General features: G+C 71.7%; 15 protein-coding genes and 1 tRNA gene. 13 read left to right on the top strand and 3 right to left on the bottom strand.

Annotated elements, in window-relative coordinates; genetic code table 11:
• Positions 1–164: 164 nt before the first annotated feature.
• Positions 165–755, bottom strand: a complete 591-nt coding sequence (locus tag ACIP67_RS20450; protein ID WP_401693358.1) for a TetR family transcriptional regulator — start codon at positions 753–755, stop codon at positions 165–167.
• A gap of 121 nt (positions 756–876) precedes the next feature.
• Here ACIP67_RS20450 and ACIP67_RS20445 point away from each other — a divergent pair, with 121 nt between their 5' ends.
• On the top strand, positions 877–1,788 hold the full coding sequence (locus ACIP67_RS20445; protein ID WP_401693356.1) for an SDR family oxidoreductase: 912 nt from the start codon (positions 877–879) through the stop codon (positions 1,786–1,788).
• A gap of 290 nt (positions 1,789–2,078) precedes the next feature.
• Here the strand turns inward: ACIP67_RS20445 and ACIP67_RS20440 are convergent.
• Together ACIP67_RS20440 and ACIP67_RS20435 are read right to left on the bottom strand one after the other, a co-directional pair.
• Positions 2,079–2,150 (bottom strand) — tRNA-Arg (locus ACIP67_RS20440).
• Between the two features lie 235 nt (positions 2,151–2,385).
• Complete coding sequence (locus ACIP67_RS20435; RefSeq protein ID WP_401693646.1) at positions 2,386–2,520, bottom strand: hypothetical protein; 135 nt, start codon at positions 2,518–2,520, stop codon at positions 2,386–2,388.
• Here ACIP67_RS20435 and ACIP67_RS20430 point away from each other — a divergent pair.
• From ACIP67_RS20430 to prmC, 12 genes are all read left to right on the top strand, one after another.
• On the top strand, positions 2,461–2,865 hold the full coding sequence (locus ACIP67_RS20430; RefSeq protein WP_401693618.1) for a response regulator: 405 nt from the start codon (positions 2,461–2,463) through the stop codon (positions 2,863–2,865). The genes ACIP67_RS20435 and ACIP67_RS20430 overlap by 60 nt on opposite strands.
• A gap of 85 nt (positions 2,866–2,950) precedes the next feature.
• Positions 2,951–3,991 (top strand): ArgS-related anticodon-binding protein NrtL, encoded by a 1,041-nt coding sequence (gene nrtL, locus ACIP67_RS20425; RefSeq protein WP_401693355.1) that lies wholly within the window; start codon positions 2,951–2,953, stop codon positions 3,989–3,991.
• 15 nt (positions 3,992–4,006) lie between these two features.
• Positions 4,007–5,398 carry a diaminopimelate decarboxylase gene (lysA, locus tag ACIP67_RS20420; protein WP_401693354.1) on the top strand — a complete coding sequence of 464 codons (1,392 nt, stop codon included), beginning with the start codon at positions 4,007–4,009 and terminating at the stop codon, positions 5,396–5,398.
• Between the two features lie 178 nt (positions 5,399–5,576).
• A complete protein-coding gene (locus tag ACIP67_RS20415; RefSeq protein ID WP_401693616.1) occupies positions 5,577–6,875 on the top strand; it encodes a homoserine dehydrogenase in 1,299 nt (432 codons plus the stop codon).
• Positions 6,876–6,881: 6 nt separating this feature from the next.
• Positions 6,882–7,940 (top strand): threonine synthase, encoded by a 1,059-nt coding sequence (gene thrC, locus ACIP67_RS20410; RefSeq protein WP_389514203.1) that lies wholly within the window; start codon positions 6,882–6,884, stop codon positions 7,938–7,940.
• A 327-nt stretch (positions 7,941–8,267) separates the two neighbouring features.
• On the top strand, positions 8,268–9,185 hold the full coding sequence (gene thrB, locus ACIP67_RS20405) for a homoserine kinase (RefSeq protein ID WP_401693353.1): 918 nt from the start codon (positions 8,268–8,270) through the stop codon (positions 9,183–9,185).
• A 402-nt stretch (positions 9,186–9,587) separates the two neighbouring features.
• The gene (rho, locus tag ACIP67_RS20400; RefSeq protein WP_401693352.1) at positions 9,588–11,579 is read left to right on the top strand and encodes a transcription termination factor Rho; all 1,992 of its coding nucleotides are present in this window, start codon (positions 9,588–9,590) and stop codon (positions 11,577–11,579) included.
• Between the two features lie 185 nt (positions 11,580–11,764).
• A complete protein-coding gene (locus ACIP67_RS20395) occupies positions 11,765–13,618 on the top strand; it encodes a trypsin-like serine protease (RefSeq protein ID WP_401693351.1) in 1,854 nt (617 codons plus the stop codon).
• Between the two features lie 329 nt (positions 13,619–13,947).
• Positions 13,948–15,030 carry an LCP family protein gene (locus ACIP67_RS20390; RefSeq protein WP_401693349.1) on the top strand — a complete coding sequence of 361 codons (1,083 nt, stop codon included), beginning with the start codon at positions 13,948–13,950 and terminating at the stop codon, positions 15,028–15,030.
• Positions 15,031–15,199: 169 nt separating this feature from the next.
• The gene (gene rpmE, locus ACIP67_RS20385) at positions 15,200–15,421 is read left to right on the top strand and encodes a 50S ribosomal protein L31 (protein ID WP_003992975.1); all 222 of its coding nucleotides are present in this window, start codon (positions 15,200–15,202) and stop codon (positions 15,419–15,421) included.
• Positions 15,422–15,541: 120 nt separating this feature from the next.
• Positions 15,542–16,618: a peptide chain release factor 1 gene (gene prfA, locus ACIP67_RS20380; RefSeq protein ID WP_401693348.1), complete on the top strand. Its 1,077-nt coding sequence runs from the start codon at positions 15,542–15,544 to the stop codon at positions 16,616–16,618.
• Positions 16,619–16,658: 40 nt separating this feature from the next.
• On the top strand, positions 16,659–17,504 hold the full coding sequence (prmC, locus tag ACIP67_RS20375) for a peptide chain release factor N(5)-glutamine methyltransferase (protein ID WP_385061671.1): 846 nt from the start codon (positions 16,659–16,661) through the stop codon (positions 17,502–17,504).
• Positions 17,505–17,539 lie beyond the last annotated feature (35 nt).

The following is a 17,539-nucleotide window of genomic DNA, read 5'->3' as shown; positions in this document are numbered from 1 at the left end:
GTTCGCGATCCGGGCCCTCATCCGCCCGAGGCGGGCTTACTCGTCGTCGGTGGCGTCCGCGTCGGGGGAACTGCTGTTCGCGTTCTCTCGCACAGGCTTCGGCGGCCTGGTAAGTGTCCCTGTCGCGGTTCGCTCGCGAGGACGGTGGCCGTGGGTGGGGCGTATCAGCTTTTAGGTCGTGCCTCTGCCGGTGGGACGGGCACGGAGAGCGCGCGCAGATCGTCGAAGGCCTGGAGGAGATGTGCGTCCAGGCTCTGTGAGGGGTCGTCGATCCAGGCTTGGGCCGCGTGGTGGAAGGCGGCCCAGCCGGTCTGAGCGGCCAGGCCGGCCAGCCGGTCGGCGACATCGCGCCGACGCAGCGCCTCCGCTACGGCGTCGGTGAGCGACGCGGCCTTGGCCAAGTCGCGTTCGCGGAGCGCGGGTGTCTTGGCGATGACTTCAAGTCGTGGTTCCGAGAAGGGGCGGTTGTCCTCGAGGATCCGTCCGGCTTTCCGGAAGGCGTAGAGCAGTATCCCGAGCGGTTGGAGACCCTCGGGCGCTTCGGCCACCTCCCGCGTCAGCGCGGCGCGCAGGTCGGCTTCGCCGTCGAAGAGCACCTCACGCTTGTCCGGGAAGTGCCGGAAGAACGTGCGCTCGTTGACGCCGGCCCGGGCGGCGATCTCAGCCGTGGTGGTCTGGTCGAACCCTCGTTCCCGGTACAGCTCCAGGGCCGCCTGCTGAAGGCGGCGGCGCGCTTCTGCTCCGCTCCGTGGCACCCCGCGACGATACCGCACACGTCAGTGACCGGCACTACTTGACGCCAGTGACTGGCGCTACCGTAGAGTCAGTGACTGGCGCTAAGTAGCGCCAGTCACTGACATGTGGGGAGAACGTTCCATGCGTGTATTCGTCACTGGTGGTTCCGGCCTGACCGGTCCCGCCGTCGTCGCCGAGCTCATCGCGGCCGGCCACACCGTCACCGCTTTGGCGCGCTCGGACGCCGCCGCCGCCCGGCTGGAGTCGCTGGGCGCCACACCGCACCGCGGCTCCCTGGACGACCTCGACAGCCTGCGCCGCGGCGCCGAGGCCGCCGACGGAGTCCTGCACATGGCCTACGGCGGCGACTTCTCCGACCTCGACGACATGATGCGGCGGGACCGGGCCGCCATCGAGGCGCTCGGCCGGCCGTTGGAACACTCGGGCAGGCCGTTGGTCTCCACCTCGGGCACGCTCGTCATGCCCGCCGGCCGGGAGAGCACCGAGAGGGACGAGCCCGACACGGCCGGGATCGCCGCCTTCCGCATCGCGGGCGAGCGAGCCTGTCTGGGATTCACCGCCCGGGGAGTACGCGCAAGCGTGGTCCGGCTCGCTCCTACCGTCCACGGCCCCGGCGACCACGGCTTCATCGGCATGCTCATCGCCACCGCACGACAGACCGGCGTCTCGGCCTACGTCGGCGACGGCGGCAACCGGTGGCCCGCGGTACACCGGCTCGACGCGGCGGTCCTGTTCCGTCTGGCCTTGGAGAAGGCTCCGGCAGGCAGCGTGCTGCACGGAGCGGCCGAAAGCGGCGTCACCCTGAAGAGCATCGCGGAGACGATCGCCCGGCGCCTGGATCTGCCCGCGGTCTCGCTGACCCCCGCCCAGGCTGCCGCGCACTTCCCGAGCCCCTTCATGGCCACTGTCTACGGTTTCGATGCGCCCGTCTCCAGCTCGTACACCCAGGAACTGCTCGGCTGGTCGCCCACGCACCCGACCCTGCTCGAAGACCTGGAGCACGGCGACTACCTGCCCCCGCCGACCTCCTGACCCCACCTCACCCGCTGTCGGACCGGGGTCATGGCGAACACCTCCCCCGGTCTGCTCCGGCCGGCAACGGCGAGGGCCCATCACTGTTCAGACGTCCTGGACGAGTTGCTCCGGCAGGGTTTCGGAGCGCTGGACGATCTGTTCGCAGTCCGGCTACGAGCGGGCGAGCGGCCGGCGGCTGGGGGCCTTCTTCGGATGCCTCTTCTCGGCGGCATCCACCTGCACATACGCGAAGACCCCGACCTCAGCGTTCTCGCTGATGGCGGGGTCTTTAGGCACCTAATCCAAGGTGCCCCCGGCAGGATTCGAACCTGCGCACACGGCTCCGGAGGCCGTTGCTCTATCCCCTGAGCTACGGGGGCGTGCCCCCGAACTTCAGGGGCTGTCTGGCGTTGAGCTGCTCGCTCGCGGCGACGGGTAGAACACTACCAGCTCTGTCGGGGTGGTCAGGAACGGGTTTCCGTGAGTCGGGGGAGCGCAGGTCCCGAGGTCGGCGCGCCGGAGTCGCGGGGTCGGTGGGGCCTGGGGCCCCCGCACGGGGTGGAAGTGGGGAAAACCCGGACGCGGTGGCCGGTCTCGACCTACTCTCGAGTTGTGTCAGGCGCGTCCGGCCGGGTGCTTGTTGTGGACGACAACAAGGTCATCCGGCAGCTGATCAGGGTCAATCTCGAGCTGGAGGGCCTCGAGGTCGTGACCGCGTCCGATGGTGCCGAGTGTCTTGATGTCGTTCATCAGGTGCGGCCCGATCTTGTGACCCTCGATGTCGTCATGCCCCGGTTGGACGGGCTGCGGACGGCGGCACGGCTGCGTGCCGATCCGCTCACCCGTGATCTTCCTCTCGCGATCATCAGCGCCTGCACCCGGTACGAGGTCGAGGCCGGCCTCGAAGCGGGCGTCGACGCCTTCCTTCCCAAGCCCTTCGAGCCCGCCGAACTCGTGGCCCTCGTACGCAGCCTGCTGGAGGGGAAGCGTGGAGAGAGCGGCGGGGGAGTGGAGGGTGGCGTGGGGGCGGGGACGGGAACAGGAACAGGGGCAGGGGCGGGGAGTGTGACGGGGAACCTGTCCGGCTCCGAGTAGGGCGGGCCCCCGGCCACCGTCCACATCCCGGACCCTCCCCAAACCGGCTCGCCTACCCACCCCCCTCCTCCCCTACGCTTGTCCCGTGACCCCCGTCGAGCTGTCCCGTACCGTGCTGCACGCGGTGCGTCGTGCTGTCGATGCCGGGGAGCTGGGGGTGGCCGTGCCGTCGCGGGCCGTGGTCGGGCCCCCCGGGCCCGGGGGGAGCGGGGACTACGCCACCAACATCGCCCTCCAGCTCGCGCGTCCCGCCGGGCAGCCGCCGTTGCGGGTCGCGGAGGTGCTGCGGGCCCATCTGGCGGGCGAGGCCGGTGTCACCGGGGTCGAGATCACCGGGCCGGGGTTCCTCAACATCAGGGTCGATCACACGGCCGCCGCCGTCGCGCTCGTCGAGCGGATACGGGAAGAGGGGGGCCGCTACGGGCACGGCGACACCCTCGCCGGGCGCGTCGTCGAGCTGCGGGTGCCCTTCGACGTGCGCGCCGAGGTCCTCGCCGACGCGCTCGCCCGGATCGTCGGCTCGCAGGGCGGGCGCGTCGAGGTCGGGCATCGCGAGCCGGTCAACCTGCGACCCGTCCCCGCCCCGGAGGACCCCGCTCCGCTCGGGCCCGACGCCGTTCAGTGGGCTCTGCTCCACCCCGCCCCGCACGACCGGCCCCGCGTCAGCGCCGACCATCTGGTCCAGCGGGAGGGCAATCCGCTCTTCCGCGTCCGGTACGCCCACGCCCGCACCCGCGCCCTCGCTCGCAACGCCGCCGACCTGGGGTTCACCGCCGAGCCCGGCGACCCAGGCGACCCCGACGGTCACGACGGTCACGACGGTCACGACGACCTCGGCGCGGCGTCCGTCCGGGAACTCGTCGCCCTGCTCGCCGACCACCCCAGGGTCCTCGCCACCGTCGCCGCCCTTCCGCACCCGGACGGCATCGCCACGCCCTCCCGCCTCACCCGGCACCTGGTCGCCCTCGCGGACGCCACCCTCGTCCTGCTGCCCACCGTCCTGCCCCGCGGTGAGGAGAAACCCTCGGCCGCCCACCGCGCCCGGCTCGCGCTCGCCGAAGCCGCCGGGACGGTGCTGGCCGGCGGCCTGACCCTGCTCGGCATCGACGCACCCGATCACCTCTGAAAGAGCACGTTCACGATGAGCCGTTCCGCACACCCCGCCGGGCCCCGTCACGCCGACGTCCTCCCCGAAGGGCACCACGCGGCCCCGCCCGCCGACCTCAACACCCTCGACCCCAAGGTGTGGGCGCAGACCGTCACCCGCACCGCCGACGGCGTCGTCACCGTCGGCGGGGTCGACGTCAAGACGCTCGCCGAGCAGCACGGCACGCCGGCGTACATCCTCGACGAGGCCGATTTCAGGGCGCGGGCACGGGCGTGGCGCGTCGCCTTCGGGGGCGACGCCGACGTCTTCTACGCCGGGAAGGCCTTCCTGTCCCGCGCCGTCGTGCGGTGGCTGCACGAGGAGGGGCTCAACCTCGACGTCTGCTCCGGCGGCGAGCTGGCCACCGCCCTCTCCGCGGGCATGCCCGCGGACCGCATCGCCTTCCACGGCAACAACAAGTCGGTGGCGGAGATCCGCCGCGCGGTGGAGGCGGGTGTCGGGCGGATCGTGCTCGACTCCTTCCAGGAGATCGTGCGGGTGGCGCACATCGCCCAGTCGCTGGGCAGGCGGCAGCGGGTGCAGATCCGGATCACCGTCGGGGTGGAAGCCCACACCCACGAGTTCATCGCCACCGCCCACGAGGACCAGAAGTTCGGCATCCCGCTGGCCGGCGGGCAGGCCGCCGAGGCCGTACGGCGTGCTCTCCAGCTCGACGGGCTGGAGCTGATCGGCATCCACAGCCACATCGGGTCGCAGATCTTCGACATGTCCGGCTTCGAGGTCGCCGCCCACCGGGTCGTCGGCCTGCTGAAGGACGTCCGCGACGAGCACGGGGTGGAACTGCCGGAGATCGACCTCGGCGGCGGGCTCGGGATCGCGTACACCAGCGACGACGACCCCCGCGAGCCGCACGAGATCGCCAAGGCGCTCACCGAGATCGTGACGCGCGAGTGCGAGGCCGCCCGCCTGCGCACGCCGCGGATCTCCGTCGAGCCGGGGCGCGCCATCGTCGGCCCGACCGCCTTCACGCTGTACGAGGTCGGCACCATCAAGCCCCTCGACGGGCTGCGCACCTACGTCTCCGTCGACGGCGGCATGTCCGACAACATCCGTACCGCGCTCTACGACGCCGAATACAGCGTCGCCCTGGTCTCCCGGACCTCCGACGCCGAGCCGATGCTGGTCCGCGTGGTCGGCAAGCACTGCGAGAGCGGGGACATCGTCGTGAAGGACGCCTTCCTGCCGGGTGACCTGGCACCGGGTGACCTGATCGCGGTGCCCGCCACGGGGGCGTACTGCCGGTCCATGGCGAGCAACTACAACCACGTCCTGCGTCCGCCCGTCGTCGCCGTGCACGGCGGCGAGGCGCGGGTCGTCGTCCGGCGCGAGACCGAGGAGGACCTGCTGCGGCTCGACGTCGGATGAGGCGGGGGACGCCGGGAGGGCGGGAGAATTCCCGTGGACGCCGGGGCGGAAGATCTCCTGTCTGCCGCCCCTGTGGAAATGAAATCAATGTCTCACGATCCGGACCGAGGACAGAAACTGCGGTCCGGTGAGTGAGACTGGAGCAACCGTAGACGGTATGAGGAAACGAGGTCGGATGATGCGTACGCGTCCGCTGAAGGTGGCGCTGCTGGGCTGTGGAGTGGTCGGCTCAGAGGTGGCGCGCATCATGACGACGCACGCCGACGACCTCGCCGCGAGGATCGGCGCCCCCGTCGAACTGGCGGGCGTCGCGGTGCGGCGGCCCTCCCGGGTGCGCGAGGGCATCGACCCGTCCCTGGTCACCACCGACGCCACCGCGCTCGTCAAGCGCGGCGACATCGACGTCGTCGTCGAGGTCATCGGGGGCATCGAACCCGCCCGCACCCTCATCACCACCGCGTTTGAGTACGGCGCCTCCGTCGTCTCCGCGAACAAGGCGCTGCTCGCCCAGGACGGCGCCGCCCTGCACGCGGCCGCGGACGAGCACGGCGAGGACCTCTACTACGAGGCCGCCGTCGCCGGCGCCATCCCGCTGATCCGGCCGCTGCGCGAGTCCCTCGCCGGCGACAAGATCAACCGGGTGATGGGCATCGTCAACGGCACGACCAACTTCATCCTCGACAAGATGGACAGCACGGGGGCGGGGTACCAGGAGGCGCTGGACGAGGCCACCGCCCTCGGGTACGCGGAGGCCGATCCGACCGCCGACGTCGAGGGCTTCGACGCCGCCGCCAAGGCCGCCATCCTCGCCGGGATCGCCTTCCACACGCGCGTGCGCCTCGACGACGTCTACCGCGAGGGCATGACCGAGGTCACCGCGGCCGACTTCGTCTCCGCCCGGGAGATGGGCTGCACCATCAAGCTGCTCGCCATCTGCGAGCGGGCGGCCGACGGGGGGTCCGTCACCGCGCGGGTGCACCCCGCCATGATTCCGCTGACCCACCCGCTCGCCTCCGTGCGCGGCGCGTACAACGCCGTGTTCGTGGAGTCGGACGCGGCGGGACAGCTGATGTTCTACGGCCCCGGCGCGGGCGGTGCGCCCACCGCCTCCGCCGTGCTCGGCGACCTCGTCGCCGTGTGCCGCAACCGGCTCAGCGGGGCGACGGGGCCCGGCGAGTCGGCGTACGCCGCCCTGCCCGTCTCGCCGATGGGAGATGTGGTCACCCGCTACCACATCAGCCTCGACGTGGCGGACAAACCGGGCGTTCTCGCCCAGGTGGCCACCGTGTTCGCCGAGCACGGCGTATCCATCGATACGGTGCGCCAGCAAGGACGACAGGACGGGGGCGACGACGCCTCCCTCGTCGTCGTCACCCACCGCGCGTCCGACGCCTCCCTGACCGGGACCGTCGAGGCGCTGCGCAAGCTCGACACCGTGCGGGGTGTCGCCAGCATCATGCGGGTTGAAGGAGAGTAACCAGCAATGACCCACCAGTGGCGCGGAATCATCGAGGAGTACCGGGACCGGCTGCCGGTATCCGACAGCACGCCCGTCGTGACGCTCCGCGAGGGCGGCACGCCCCTCGTGCCCGCGCAGGTGCTCTCCGAGCGCACCGGCTGCGAGGTCCATCTCAAGGTCGAGGGCGCGAACCCGACGGGGTCCTTCAAGGACCGCGGCATGACCATGGCCATCACCCGGGCCAAGGAGGAGGGTGCGAAGGCGGTCATCTGCGCCTCCACCGGCAACACCTCCGCCTCCGCCGCCGCGTACGCGGTACGCGCCGGCATGGTCTCGGCCGTCCTGGTCCCGCAGGGCAAGATCGCCCTGGGCAAGATGGGGCAGGCCCTCGTGCACGGCGCGAAGATCCTCCAGGTCGACGGCAACTTCGACGACTGCCTCACGCTGGCCCGCGAGCTGAGCGACAACTACCCCGTGGCGCTGGTCAATTCGGTCAACCCGGTGCGGATCGAGGGCCAGAAGACGGCCGCGTTCGAGATCGTGGACATGCTCGGCGACGCGCCGGACATCCATGTCCTGCCGGTCGGCAACGCGGGCAACATCACCGCGTACTGGAAGGGGTACCGGGAGTACGCCGCCGACGGCGTGGCCGCGAAGACCCCCCGGATGTGGGGCTTCCAGGCGTCCGGCAGCGCCCCGATCGTGCGCGGCGAGGTGGTCAAGGACCCGTCGACCATCGCCACCGCGATCCGGATCGGCAACCCCGCCTCCTGGCAGTACGCGCTGGCGGCGCGGGACGACTCCGGCGGCCTCATCGACGAGGTGACGGACCGTGAGATCCTGCGCGCCTACCGGCTGTTGGCCGCGCAGGAGGGCGTCTTCGTGGAGCCCGCGTCCGCCGCGTCCGTGGCCGGTCTGCTCAAGGCCGCCGAGCAGGGCAAGGTGGACCCGGGGCAGACGATCGTGTGCACCGTCACCGGCAACGGCCTGAAGGACCCCGACTGGGCCGTCGCCGGCGCACCGCAGCCGGTCACCGTCCCCGTCGACGCGGTGACCGCGGCCGCGCGCCTCGGCCTCGCCTGACGAGCCTCGCCCGACCGGCCTCGCCTGACGGGCCGGGCCTGACGGGCCGGGCCCGACGAGCCGGGCACCCCTTCGGGGGCACCCCCACCGGGGTGTCCTCGTCAGGGGTGCACGGGGGGCTTGCGACACGCATCGTGCGCCGCCTGTGCGCCCTATGTCGCCACAGAACCTTCCTTCGATAGGCTGTACCGAACCCGCCCCGCATATGCCCGTGCATAGCGCGCGGCCGGTGACGGGGCCGCGCCGCCGTACACGGCGGCCCGCGGGTCCTCGTACGTCATCGAATGTCATTCGACCATCACGCAGCTCAAGGAGAGTCAACGAGCGATGGCCGGTCCAGCGTTCCGCGCCGCCGCCGTCCGGGTGCGCGTCCCCGCCACCAGCGCCAACCTCGGTCCGGGCTTCGACGCCCTGGGCCTCGCGCTGGGGCTCTACGACGACGTCGTCGTCCGGGTGGCCGACTCCGGGCTGCACATCGACATCGCGGGTGAGGGCAGCGAGACGCTGCCGCGCGACGAGAAGCACCTCCTCGTCCGCTCCCTGCGCACCGCCTTCGACGCCCTGGGCGGCCAGCCGCGCGGCCTGGAGATCGTCTGTGCCAACCGCATCCCGCACGGCCGCGGCCTCGGCTCCTCCTCCGCCGCCATCTGCGCCGGCATCGTCGCCGCCCGCGCCGTGGCCATAGGCGGCGAGTCCAAGCTCGACGACACCGCCCTGCTGGAGCTCGCCACCGAGATCGAGGGCCACCCCGACAACGTCGCGGCCTGTCTGCTCGGCGGCTTCACCCTCTCCTGGATGGAGGCGGGCGCCGCGCGGGCCATCAGGATGGAGCCCTCCGATTCCATCGTTCCGGTGGTTTTCGTGCCCGGTAAGCCGGTTCTGACCGAGACCGCCCGCGGTCTGCTCCCGCGCACCGTGCCGCACGTCGACGCCGCCACCAACGCGGGCCGCGCCGCCCTGCTCGTCGAGGCCCTGACCCGGCGCCCCGAGCTGCTGCTGCCCGCCACCGAGGACCGCCTCCACCAGGAGTACCGCGCGCCCGCCATGCCGGAGAGCGCGGCGCTGGTGGAGCGGCTGCGCGCCGACGGGATCCCCGCGGTGATCTCCGGCGCCGGCCCCACCGTGATGGCGCTGGCCGACGCGGGCACGGCCGACAAGGTCGAAGCCCTGGCCGGCGAGGACTGGGCCGCCAACCGGCTGAGCCTGGACCTGCGGGGCGCGAGCGTGCTCCCGCTCGCGCCCTGACACACGGTTGCCGGATTTCGAGAGGGGGAATGTTTGTTGGATCCGGTAGTGTTAACCTCAAGTCTGCACCCGACCCCACCATGGCGAGGTGCTTCGTGTCCCCGTCCGGGACAGACATTCTTCCGGGAGCTCCCCAAGCCGCACTGTGTTCCGTACGTCGTACCTGGGCAGTACGCCGTACAGCGACGCTGAGCGGTCTGCCGGGCACGCTCCGGAATCGGTGCGACCGCGCCACGTGACACCGGGTGTCACGGCTCGTCGAGGAAGCGCCATCACCAGAAATCTCTTCCGCCGCTTTGGCGGACCACCGCCCCGGCTTCGCCACAGCAAGGACCGAAGTCGGACAGCACAACCGGTCGCCGAGCCAGACAGGCCGACGTCCGCTCCAGGGAAGGACCCTTCGTGAGCGACACCACCGATCTGATGGGCGCACGTGTCGAGGAGACCGCTGCCGCGCCCGCCACGGACGCCTCCGCGCCTGCCACCGGTGCCGGCTCCCGGCGGCGCCGCGGTACCGGCCTCGAGGGCATGGTGCTGGCCGAGCTGCAGCAGGTCGCATCCGGCCTCGGCATCAGGGGCACCGCGCGCATGCGCAAGAGCCAGCTGATCGAGGTCATCAAGGAGGCGCAGGCTTCCGGTGGCGCCCCGGCCGCGAAGGCCGAAGCCCCCGCCGAGACCAAGCCGAAGCGCCGCGCCACCTCCAAGGCGCGCACGGGCGAGGACGCCGCCGAGAAGAAGGCGGACGCCGCCCCGGCCGAGGCTCCCGCCGAGAAGGCCGTGGCCCAGCAGCAGATCGAGATCCCCGGCCAGCCGGCCGGGGGGAACGACGCCCCCACCGAGCGCCGCCGTCGCCGCGCCACCGCCGAGGCGGGCAGCCCCGAGACCGTCACGGCCGAGGCGAAGAGCGCCCCCAAGGCCGAGACCCCGGTCCAGGCCGAGCAGGCCGCCCAGCCGCAGGCCGACGGCAAGACCGACGCCGACGGCGCCGAGGGCCGCCGCCGCGACCGCCGCGAGCGCGGCCGTGACCGCGACCGCGACCGCCGCGGCAAGGGCGACGACCAGCAGGGCCAGGGCGGTCAGCGCCAGCAGCAGAGCCAGCAGCAGGGCGGCGGCCGCCAGGACCGGAACGCCGGTCCGCAGGACGACGACGACTTCGAGGGCGGCCGCCGGGGCCGTCGCGGCCGCTACCGCGACCGCCGTGGCCGCCGTGGCCGCGACGAGATCGGCACCGTCGAGCCGCAGATCGCCGACGACGACGTCCTGATCCCCGTCGCGGGCATCCTGGACATCCTCGACAACTACGCCTTCATCCGTACGTCGGGCTACCTGCCGGGCCCCAACGACGTGTACGTCTCCCTCGCCCAGGTCCGCAAGAACGGCCTGCGCAAGGGCGACCACCTCACCGGCGCGGTCCGTCAGCCGAAGGAAGGCGAGCGGCGCGAGAAGTTCAACGCGCTGGTGCGCCTGGACTCCGTCAACGGCATGGCGCCCGAACACGGCCGCGGCCGACCGGAGTTCAACAAGCTCACCCCGCTCTACCCGCAGGACCGCCTCCGCCTGGAGACCGACCCGGGTGTGCTGACGACCCGGATCATCGACCTCGTGTCGCCGATCGGCAAGGGCCAGCGCGGTCTGATCGTGGCCCCGCCGAAGACCGGCAAGACCATGATCATGCAGGCGATCGCCAACGCGATCACCCACAACAACCCCGAGTGCCACCTGATGGTCGTCCTGGTCGACGAGCGTCCGGAAGAGGTCACCGACATGCAGCGGTCGGTCAAGGGCGAGGTCATCTCCTCGACCTTCGACCGCCCCGCCGAGGACCACACCACGGTCGCCGAGCTCGCCATCGAGCGCGCCAAGCGCCTGGTGGAGCTGGGCCACGACGTCGTCGTGCTGCTCGACTCCATCACCCGCCTGGGCCGTGCCTACAACCTGGCCGCGCCCGCCTCCGGCCGCATCCTGTCCGGTGGTGTCGACTCGACCGCGCTGTACCCGCCGAAGCGGTTCTTCGGCGCCGCGCGCAACATCGAGGACGGCGGCTCGCTCACCATCCTGGCCACGGCGCTCGTCGACACCGGCTCCCGCATGGACGAGGTGATCTTCGAGGAGTTCAAGGGCACCGGCAACATGGAGCTCAAGCTCGACCGGAAGCTCGCCGACAAGCGCATCTTCCCGGCGGTGGACGTCGACGCGTCCGGCACCCGCAAGGAGGAGATCCTGCTCGGTGCCGAGGAGCTCGGCATCGTCTGGAAGCTGCGCCGGGTGCTGCACGCGCTCGACCAGCAGCAGGCGATCGAGCTGCTGCTCGACAAGATGAAGCAGACGAAGTCGAACGTCGAGTTCCTGATGCAGATCCAGAAGACGACGCCGACGCCGGGCAACGGCGACTAGTCGCTCCGCTCGGAGAGCCGGAGGGCGTCGCACAGGCGATGCAGTTCCGCGCCCCCTTCGGGCGCGTCAGGGCCGTCCCCCTCGGGGGGCGGCCCTTTCGCTGTTCAGCGGCAGGGTACGATCACGCCCTTCGGTCATGTATTCGACCGTGTACTCCGTGAACATCTGATCCCGAGGGGGGACTTGTGGGCACACCCACGCCCGGGGGCAACCGGCACAGACGCCGGATACGGATCGCCCTGCCCGTCGCCGCGACCGCGGTCGCCGCCGCCGTCGCCGGCGCGCTGTTCCTGTCGACCGCCCAGGCGGCGGAGGCCCCGCCGGCGCCCGCCCGTGGCACGGGGCTGTCGTCCGAGGCGCTCCAGGAGCTCGCCGCCGTCGCCGTCGCCGGTGACGACACCCCCGGAGAGACCTCCAAGGCGTCCCTGAGCGCCGGCAGCAGCGAGAGCAGCACCGAGAGCACCGAGAGCAGCAGCGAGAGCAGCAGCACCGGCAGCGTCGACGCGAAGATCATCGGCGGCACCACGACGACCCTCACCACCGCGCCGTGGATGGCCCAGCTCTGGTACGGCGACGACCGGGGCACCACCAGCACCAGCGACGACATCGGCTTCTTCTGCGGCGGCACGGTCGTCGCCCCGACGAAGATCCTCACCGCCGCGCACTGCGTCAAGGGCTACGACTGGCACGCCAACGGGTTCGTCGTCACCGGCACCGCGCAGCTGATCTCCGCGGACGGCGACCTGCACGGCGGCACCGCCATGGGCGTCTGGCGCCAGTGGAACCACCCGTCGTACAGCGCGACGACCATCGACAACGACGTCGCCGTCCTGACGCTGCCCGCCCCGGTCAAGGCCACGCCGATCCGGATGACGACGAACCTGGACTCCGCGTCCTACGCGGCGGGCACCACGGCCACGGTCTACGGCTGGGGCCGCACCAGCTCCGCCACGCAGGACATCTCCGAGACCCTGAAGGCCGCCGAGCTGCCGATCCAGTCCAACGCCGCCTGCACGGCCGCCTACGGCGCCGACTACATCAAGGGCCACATGGTGTGCGCGGGCGAGCCCGCCACCGGCAGCGACACCGGCACCACCTCCGCCTGCAACGGCGACTCCGGCGGCCCGCTCGTCGTCAAGAACGCCGCCGGCGAGGACAGGATCGTCGGCGTCGTCTCCTGGGGCGTGAAGGACTGCGTCGAGAGCGGCGCCTACAGCGTCTTCGCCAAGATGTCCACGTACGTCATCCCGGTCTATCCGCGCGTCGACGACACCAACCTCAGCGGCGACCACCTGGCCGACCTGTGGGTGCGCAACTCCTCCACGAAGACCGGGTACGAGATCGACTCCAAGGGCACCTCGCTGGCCGCCCGCGAGTCCTGGGGCACCTGGAGCGGCTACAACCTCGTCCTCCAGACCGACCTCGACCGGGACGGCTACCAGGACCTGATGCTGCGCCGCGCCTCCGACGGCGATGTCTTCTGGAAGCACTACGTGCCCTCCAGCGGCACCTGGGCCACCAAGCTGATCGGCGACAACTGGAAGACCCGCCGGACGATCGTCACCCCCGGTGACGTCACCGGCGACTACCTGCCGGACATGCTCGCCGTCGACGCCTCCGGCATCCTGTGGATCTACCCCGGCAAGGGCACCGGCGCCTTCTCCGCGCCCGTGAAGGTCGGCAGCGGCTGGAGCCAGTACGACGTCGTGCGCGGCCACGGCGACTTCACGGGCGACGGCAAGACCGATCTGATCGCCCGCAACTCCAGCACCGGCGCGGTGTACCTGTACCCGGGCACCGGCACCGCCGGCACCACCGCGTTCGGCGCGCGGATCAAGGTGACGACCTGGACCAAGACGACGTACAACGCCTTCGACGCCGTCGGTGACGTCAGCGGCGACGGCATCGCCGACTTCCTGGCCCGGACCCCCGCCGGCACGCTCTACCTGTACAAGGGCACCGGCAAGGCGAGCACCGCGGCCTTCGCCGCGCGGATCTCGCTCGGTACGTCGTTCAAGCAGTACGACCTCTTCGCCTGACGTCGCCTGACGTCGTCCGAGGTCGTCCGAGGTCGTCTGACGTCGTTCACGTCGCCGGTGAGAGCGGGGTGCGCCCCGCTCCGCCCCGCCGCCGTCCGTCCGACCGCGTTCCCGCGCCCGGCCTCCTCCAGGCCGGGCGCGGTCCGTTGCGCGGCCCTTCGAATGTCGCCCCGGGTGGGGCGGAGGGACGATGGTGCGGAAGGGGCCGCACCCCCCGGCGGGGAGCAGGCCTGACCCGACCCCCCGCGGGTAACCGACCGGAAAGGGCGACCGTTCGACGGAGCGACGACGGAGCGACGATCCGACAGACGTCGAGACGCGAGGAGACCATGCCGGCCGAGAGCACGCACAAGCCCGGCGGCGCGCCGGGCCGGCGCCGCTGGGCCCTGACGGCCGCGGCATGGACGGCGGCGGGCATCGTCGCCCTCGGCGGCACCGGGACGGGCTACCTCTACGTCCGGCTCAACGGCAACATCGCCAGCGTCGACATCGACCGCCTGCTGGGCGCCGACCGCCCCGCCAAGGCCGACAACGGCTCCGAGAACATCCTCGTCCTCGGCTCGGACACCCGCTCCGGCCCCAACGGGAAGCTCGGCGGCGGCACCGACGACGGCAGCGCCCGCTCCGACACAGCGATGATCGTCCACGTGTACGAGGGCCGCACGGAGGCCGGCGTGGTCTCCCTCCCGCGCGACACCCTCGTCGACCGCCCGGCGTGCACCGACGCCGAGGGCGCCACCCACCCCGCCGCGACGGACGTCATGCTCAACTCGGCGTACACCACCGGCGGCGCGGCCTGCGCGGTGAAGACCGTCGAGTCGCTCACCGGGCTGCGCATGGACCACTACCTGGAGGTCGACTTCGCCGGCTTCCGCACGCTGGTCGACGAGCTCGGCGGGGTCGAGGTCACCACCACCCAGGACATCCGGGACCCCGACAGCCACCTGGACCTGAAGGCCGGCACGCACCGGCTGGACGGCGAGCGGGCCCTCGCCCTGGTCCGCACCCGGCACGGCGTCGGCGACGGCTCCGACCTCGGCCGCATCCAGCTCCAGCAGGCCTTCCTCAAGGCCCTGGCCGAGCAGGTCGGGAGGATCGGCCTGTTCACCGGCGGCACCCGGCTCTACGACCTCGCCGACACCGCCACCAAGACCCTCACCACCGACTCCGGCCTCGGCTCCCTCAACGCCCTGATGTCCTTCGCGAACGGCCTCCGGGACATCGGCGCGTCCCGCATGACGATGGTCACCCTGCCCGTCCGGTACGACCCGGCCGACCCCAACCGGGTCGTCGTCCGGGAGCAGCAGGCCCGGCAGGTCTGGACGGCCCTCCGGGACGACCGGCCCATCCCCGGGACGGCCACCCGGGGCACGGCCACCGGCGAGGCGCAGGACGTGGTCGGCGCCCCGTGAGGGGTGCGGGGCGGTTTCGGAGCGGTTCCGGGGCCCCGGGGAATAGACGACGGCGGCCCCCGGTTTTGGGGGATGGCGCCAGTCCTGGCAGACTGGTACGTCGGCTCCGGTTCACGCTGTCGCATCCCGCGACCGCGACCCGGCGCCCTCCCGAAACCTAGGAGACACCTTGAAGCGCGACATCCACCCCGAGTACGTCGAGACGCAGGTCAGCTGCACCTGCGGCGCGTCGTTCACCACCCGTAGCACCATCGAGTCCGGCACCATCCGGGCCGACGTCTGCTCCGAGTGCCACCCGTTCTACACGGGCAAGCAGAAGATCCTCGACACCGGTGGCCGTGTGGCCCGCTTCGAGGCCCGCTTCGGCAAGGCCGCCGGCTCCAAGAAGTAGCGAGCCCCCGGGGCCGAAAGGTCCTGTCGCCGGTCCACGGCCGCACCCCGTCCGGGGAGCGCCGGGACCGGCGTTTTTGGTCGCCCGCCTTCCCTTCCGTACGCAGCACAGGAGCCAGAGATGTTCGAGGCCGTCGAGGAACTCGTCGGTGAGCACGCCGACCTGGAGACGAAGCTCGCCGACCCGTCGGTCCACGCCGACCAGGCCAACGCGCGCAGGCTGAACAAGCGCTACGCCGAGCTCACCCCGATCGTCGCCACGTTCCGCTCCTGGAAGCAGACCGGTGACGACATCGACACCGCGCGCGAGTTCGCCGCCGCCGACCCGGACTTCGCCGCCGAGGTCAAGGAGCTGGAGAAGCAGCGCGAGGAGCTGACGGAGAAGCTCCGCCTGCTGCTGGTGCCGAGGGACCCGAGCGACGACAAGGACGTCATCCTGGAGATCAAGGCGGGCGCCGGCGGCGACGAGTCCGCGCTCTTCGCGGGCGACCTGCTGCGCATGTACCTGCGCTACGCCGAGCGCGTCGGCTGGAAGACCGAGATCATCGACGCCACCGAGTCCGAGCTGGGCGGCTACAAGGACGTCCAGGTCGCCGTGAAGACCAAGGGCGGCCAGGGCGCCACCGAGCCCGGCCAGGGCGTCTGGGCGCGGCTGAAGTACGAGGGCGGGGTGCACCGGGTGCAGCGCGTCCCGGCGACCGAGTCCCAGGGCCGGATCCACACCTCCGCGGCCGGTGTGCTCGTCACGCCCGAGGCCGAGGAGGTCGACGTCGAGATCAACGCCAACGACCTGCGCATCGACGTCTACCGCTCCTCCGGGCCCGGCGGCCAGTCCGTCAACACCACCGACTCCGCCGTGCGCATCACGCACCTTCCCACCGGAGTCGTCGCCTCCTGCCAGAACGAGAAGAGCCAGTTGCAGAACAAGGAGCAGGCGATGCGTATCCTGCGCTCCAGGCTCCTCGCGGCGGCGCAGGAGGAAGCGGAGCGGGAGGCGGCGGACGCCCGGCGCAGCCAGGTCCGCACCGTCGACCGCTCCGAGAAGATCCGCACCTACAACTTCCCGGAGAACCGCATCTCCGACCACCGGGTCGGCTTCAAGGCCTACAACCTGGACCAGGTCCTGGACGGCGACCTCGACGCGGTGATCCAGGCCTGCGTCGACGCGGACTCGGCGGCGAAGCTCGCCGCCGCGTAAGGCGCACGTACGCACGACGAGTACGACACGGAGGACTTGCGTGAACCTGCTGCTCGCGGAGGTGGCCCAGGCCACCCAGCGGCTGGCCGACGCCGGCGTGCCCTCGCCGCGCAACGACGCGGAGGAGCTCGCCGCGTTCGTGCACGGCGTGAAGCGCGGCGAACTCCACTCCGTGAAGGACTCCGACTTCGACGCCCGGTACTGGGAGGTCATCGCCCGGCGCGAGCAGCGCGAGCCGCTCCAGCACATCACCGGGCGGGCCTACTTCCGCTACCTGGAGCTCCAGGTCGGGCCGGGCGTCTTCGTGCCGCGGCCGGAGACCGAGTCCGTGGTCGGCTGGGCCATAGACGCCGTCCGGGCGATGGACGTCGTCGAGCCGTGCATCGTCGACCTGTGCAGCGGCTCCGGCGCCATCGCGCTGGCCCTCGCCCAGGAGGTGCCGCGCTCGCGCGTGCACGCCGTGGAGCTGTCCGAGGACGCCCTGGTGTGGACCCGCAAGAACGTGGAGGGGTCCAGGGTCGACCTGCGCCAGGGCGACGCCCTGACGGCCTTCCCGGACCTCGACGGCCAGGTCGACCTGGTCATCTCCAACCCGCCGTACATCCCGCTCACCGAGTGGGAGTACGTCGCCCCCGAGGCGCGGGACTACGACCCCGACATGGCCCTGTTCTCCGGCGAGGACGGCCTCGACCTCATCCGCGGTCTGGAACGGACCGCACACCGGCTCCTGCGCCCCGGCGGCGTCGTCGTGATCGAGCACGCCGACACCCAGGGCGGCCAGGTGCCGTGGATCTTCACCGAGGAGCGGGGCTGGGCCGACGCGGCCGACCACCCCGACCTCAACAACCGCCCGCGCTTCGCGACGGCCCGCAAGGCACTGCCGTGAGCGCCACCCCGCATTCCCACCCCCAGCAGTACGTG

The organism is Streptomyces sp. NPDC088812 (assembly GCF_044750285.1).
Classification (GTDB): domain Bacteria; phylum Actinomycetota; class Actinomycetes; order Streptomycetales; family Streptomycetaceae; genus Streptomyces.
Note: the sequence above shows the minus strand (reverse complement) of the source record. Positions and strands in the feature narration are given on the sequence as shown.

Excerpts from the sequence above, each read along its gene's own strand:
- lysA (WP_401693354.1), top strand. The coding sequence starts at position 4,007 with ATGAGCCGTTCCGCACACCCCGCCGGGCCCCGTCACGCCGACGTCCTC.
- thrC (WP_389514203.1), top strand. The coding sequence starts at position 6,882 with ATGACCCACCAGTGGCGCGGAATCATCGAGGAGTACCGGGACCGGCTG.
- prfA (WP_401693348.1), top strand. The coding sequence starts at position 15,542 with ATGTTCGAGGCCGTCGAGGAACTCGTCGGTGAGCACGCCGACCTGGAG.
- ACIP67_RS20415 (WP_401693616.1), top strand. The coding sequence starts at position 5,577 with ATGCGTACGCGTCCGCTGAAGGTGGCGCTGCTGGGCTGTGGAGTGGTC.
- ACIP67_RS20390 (WP_401693349.1), top strand. The coding sequence starts at position 13,948 with ATGCCGGCCGAGAGCACGCACAAGCCCGGCGGCGCGCCGGGCCGGCGC.
- thrB (WP_401693353.1), top strand. The coding sequence starts at position 8,268 with ATGGCCGGTCCAGCGTTCCGCGCCGCCGCCGTCCGGGTGCGCGTCCCC.
- ACIP67_RS20435 (WP_401693646.1), bottom strand. The coding sequence starts at position 2,520 with ATGAACGACATCAAGACACTCGGCACCATCGGACGCGGTCACGACCTC.
- ACIP67_RS20445 (WP_401693356.1), top strand. The coding sequence starts at position 877 with ATGCGTGTATTCGTCACTGGTGGTTCCGGCCTGACCGGTCCCGCCGTC.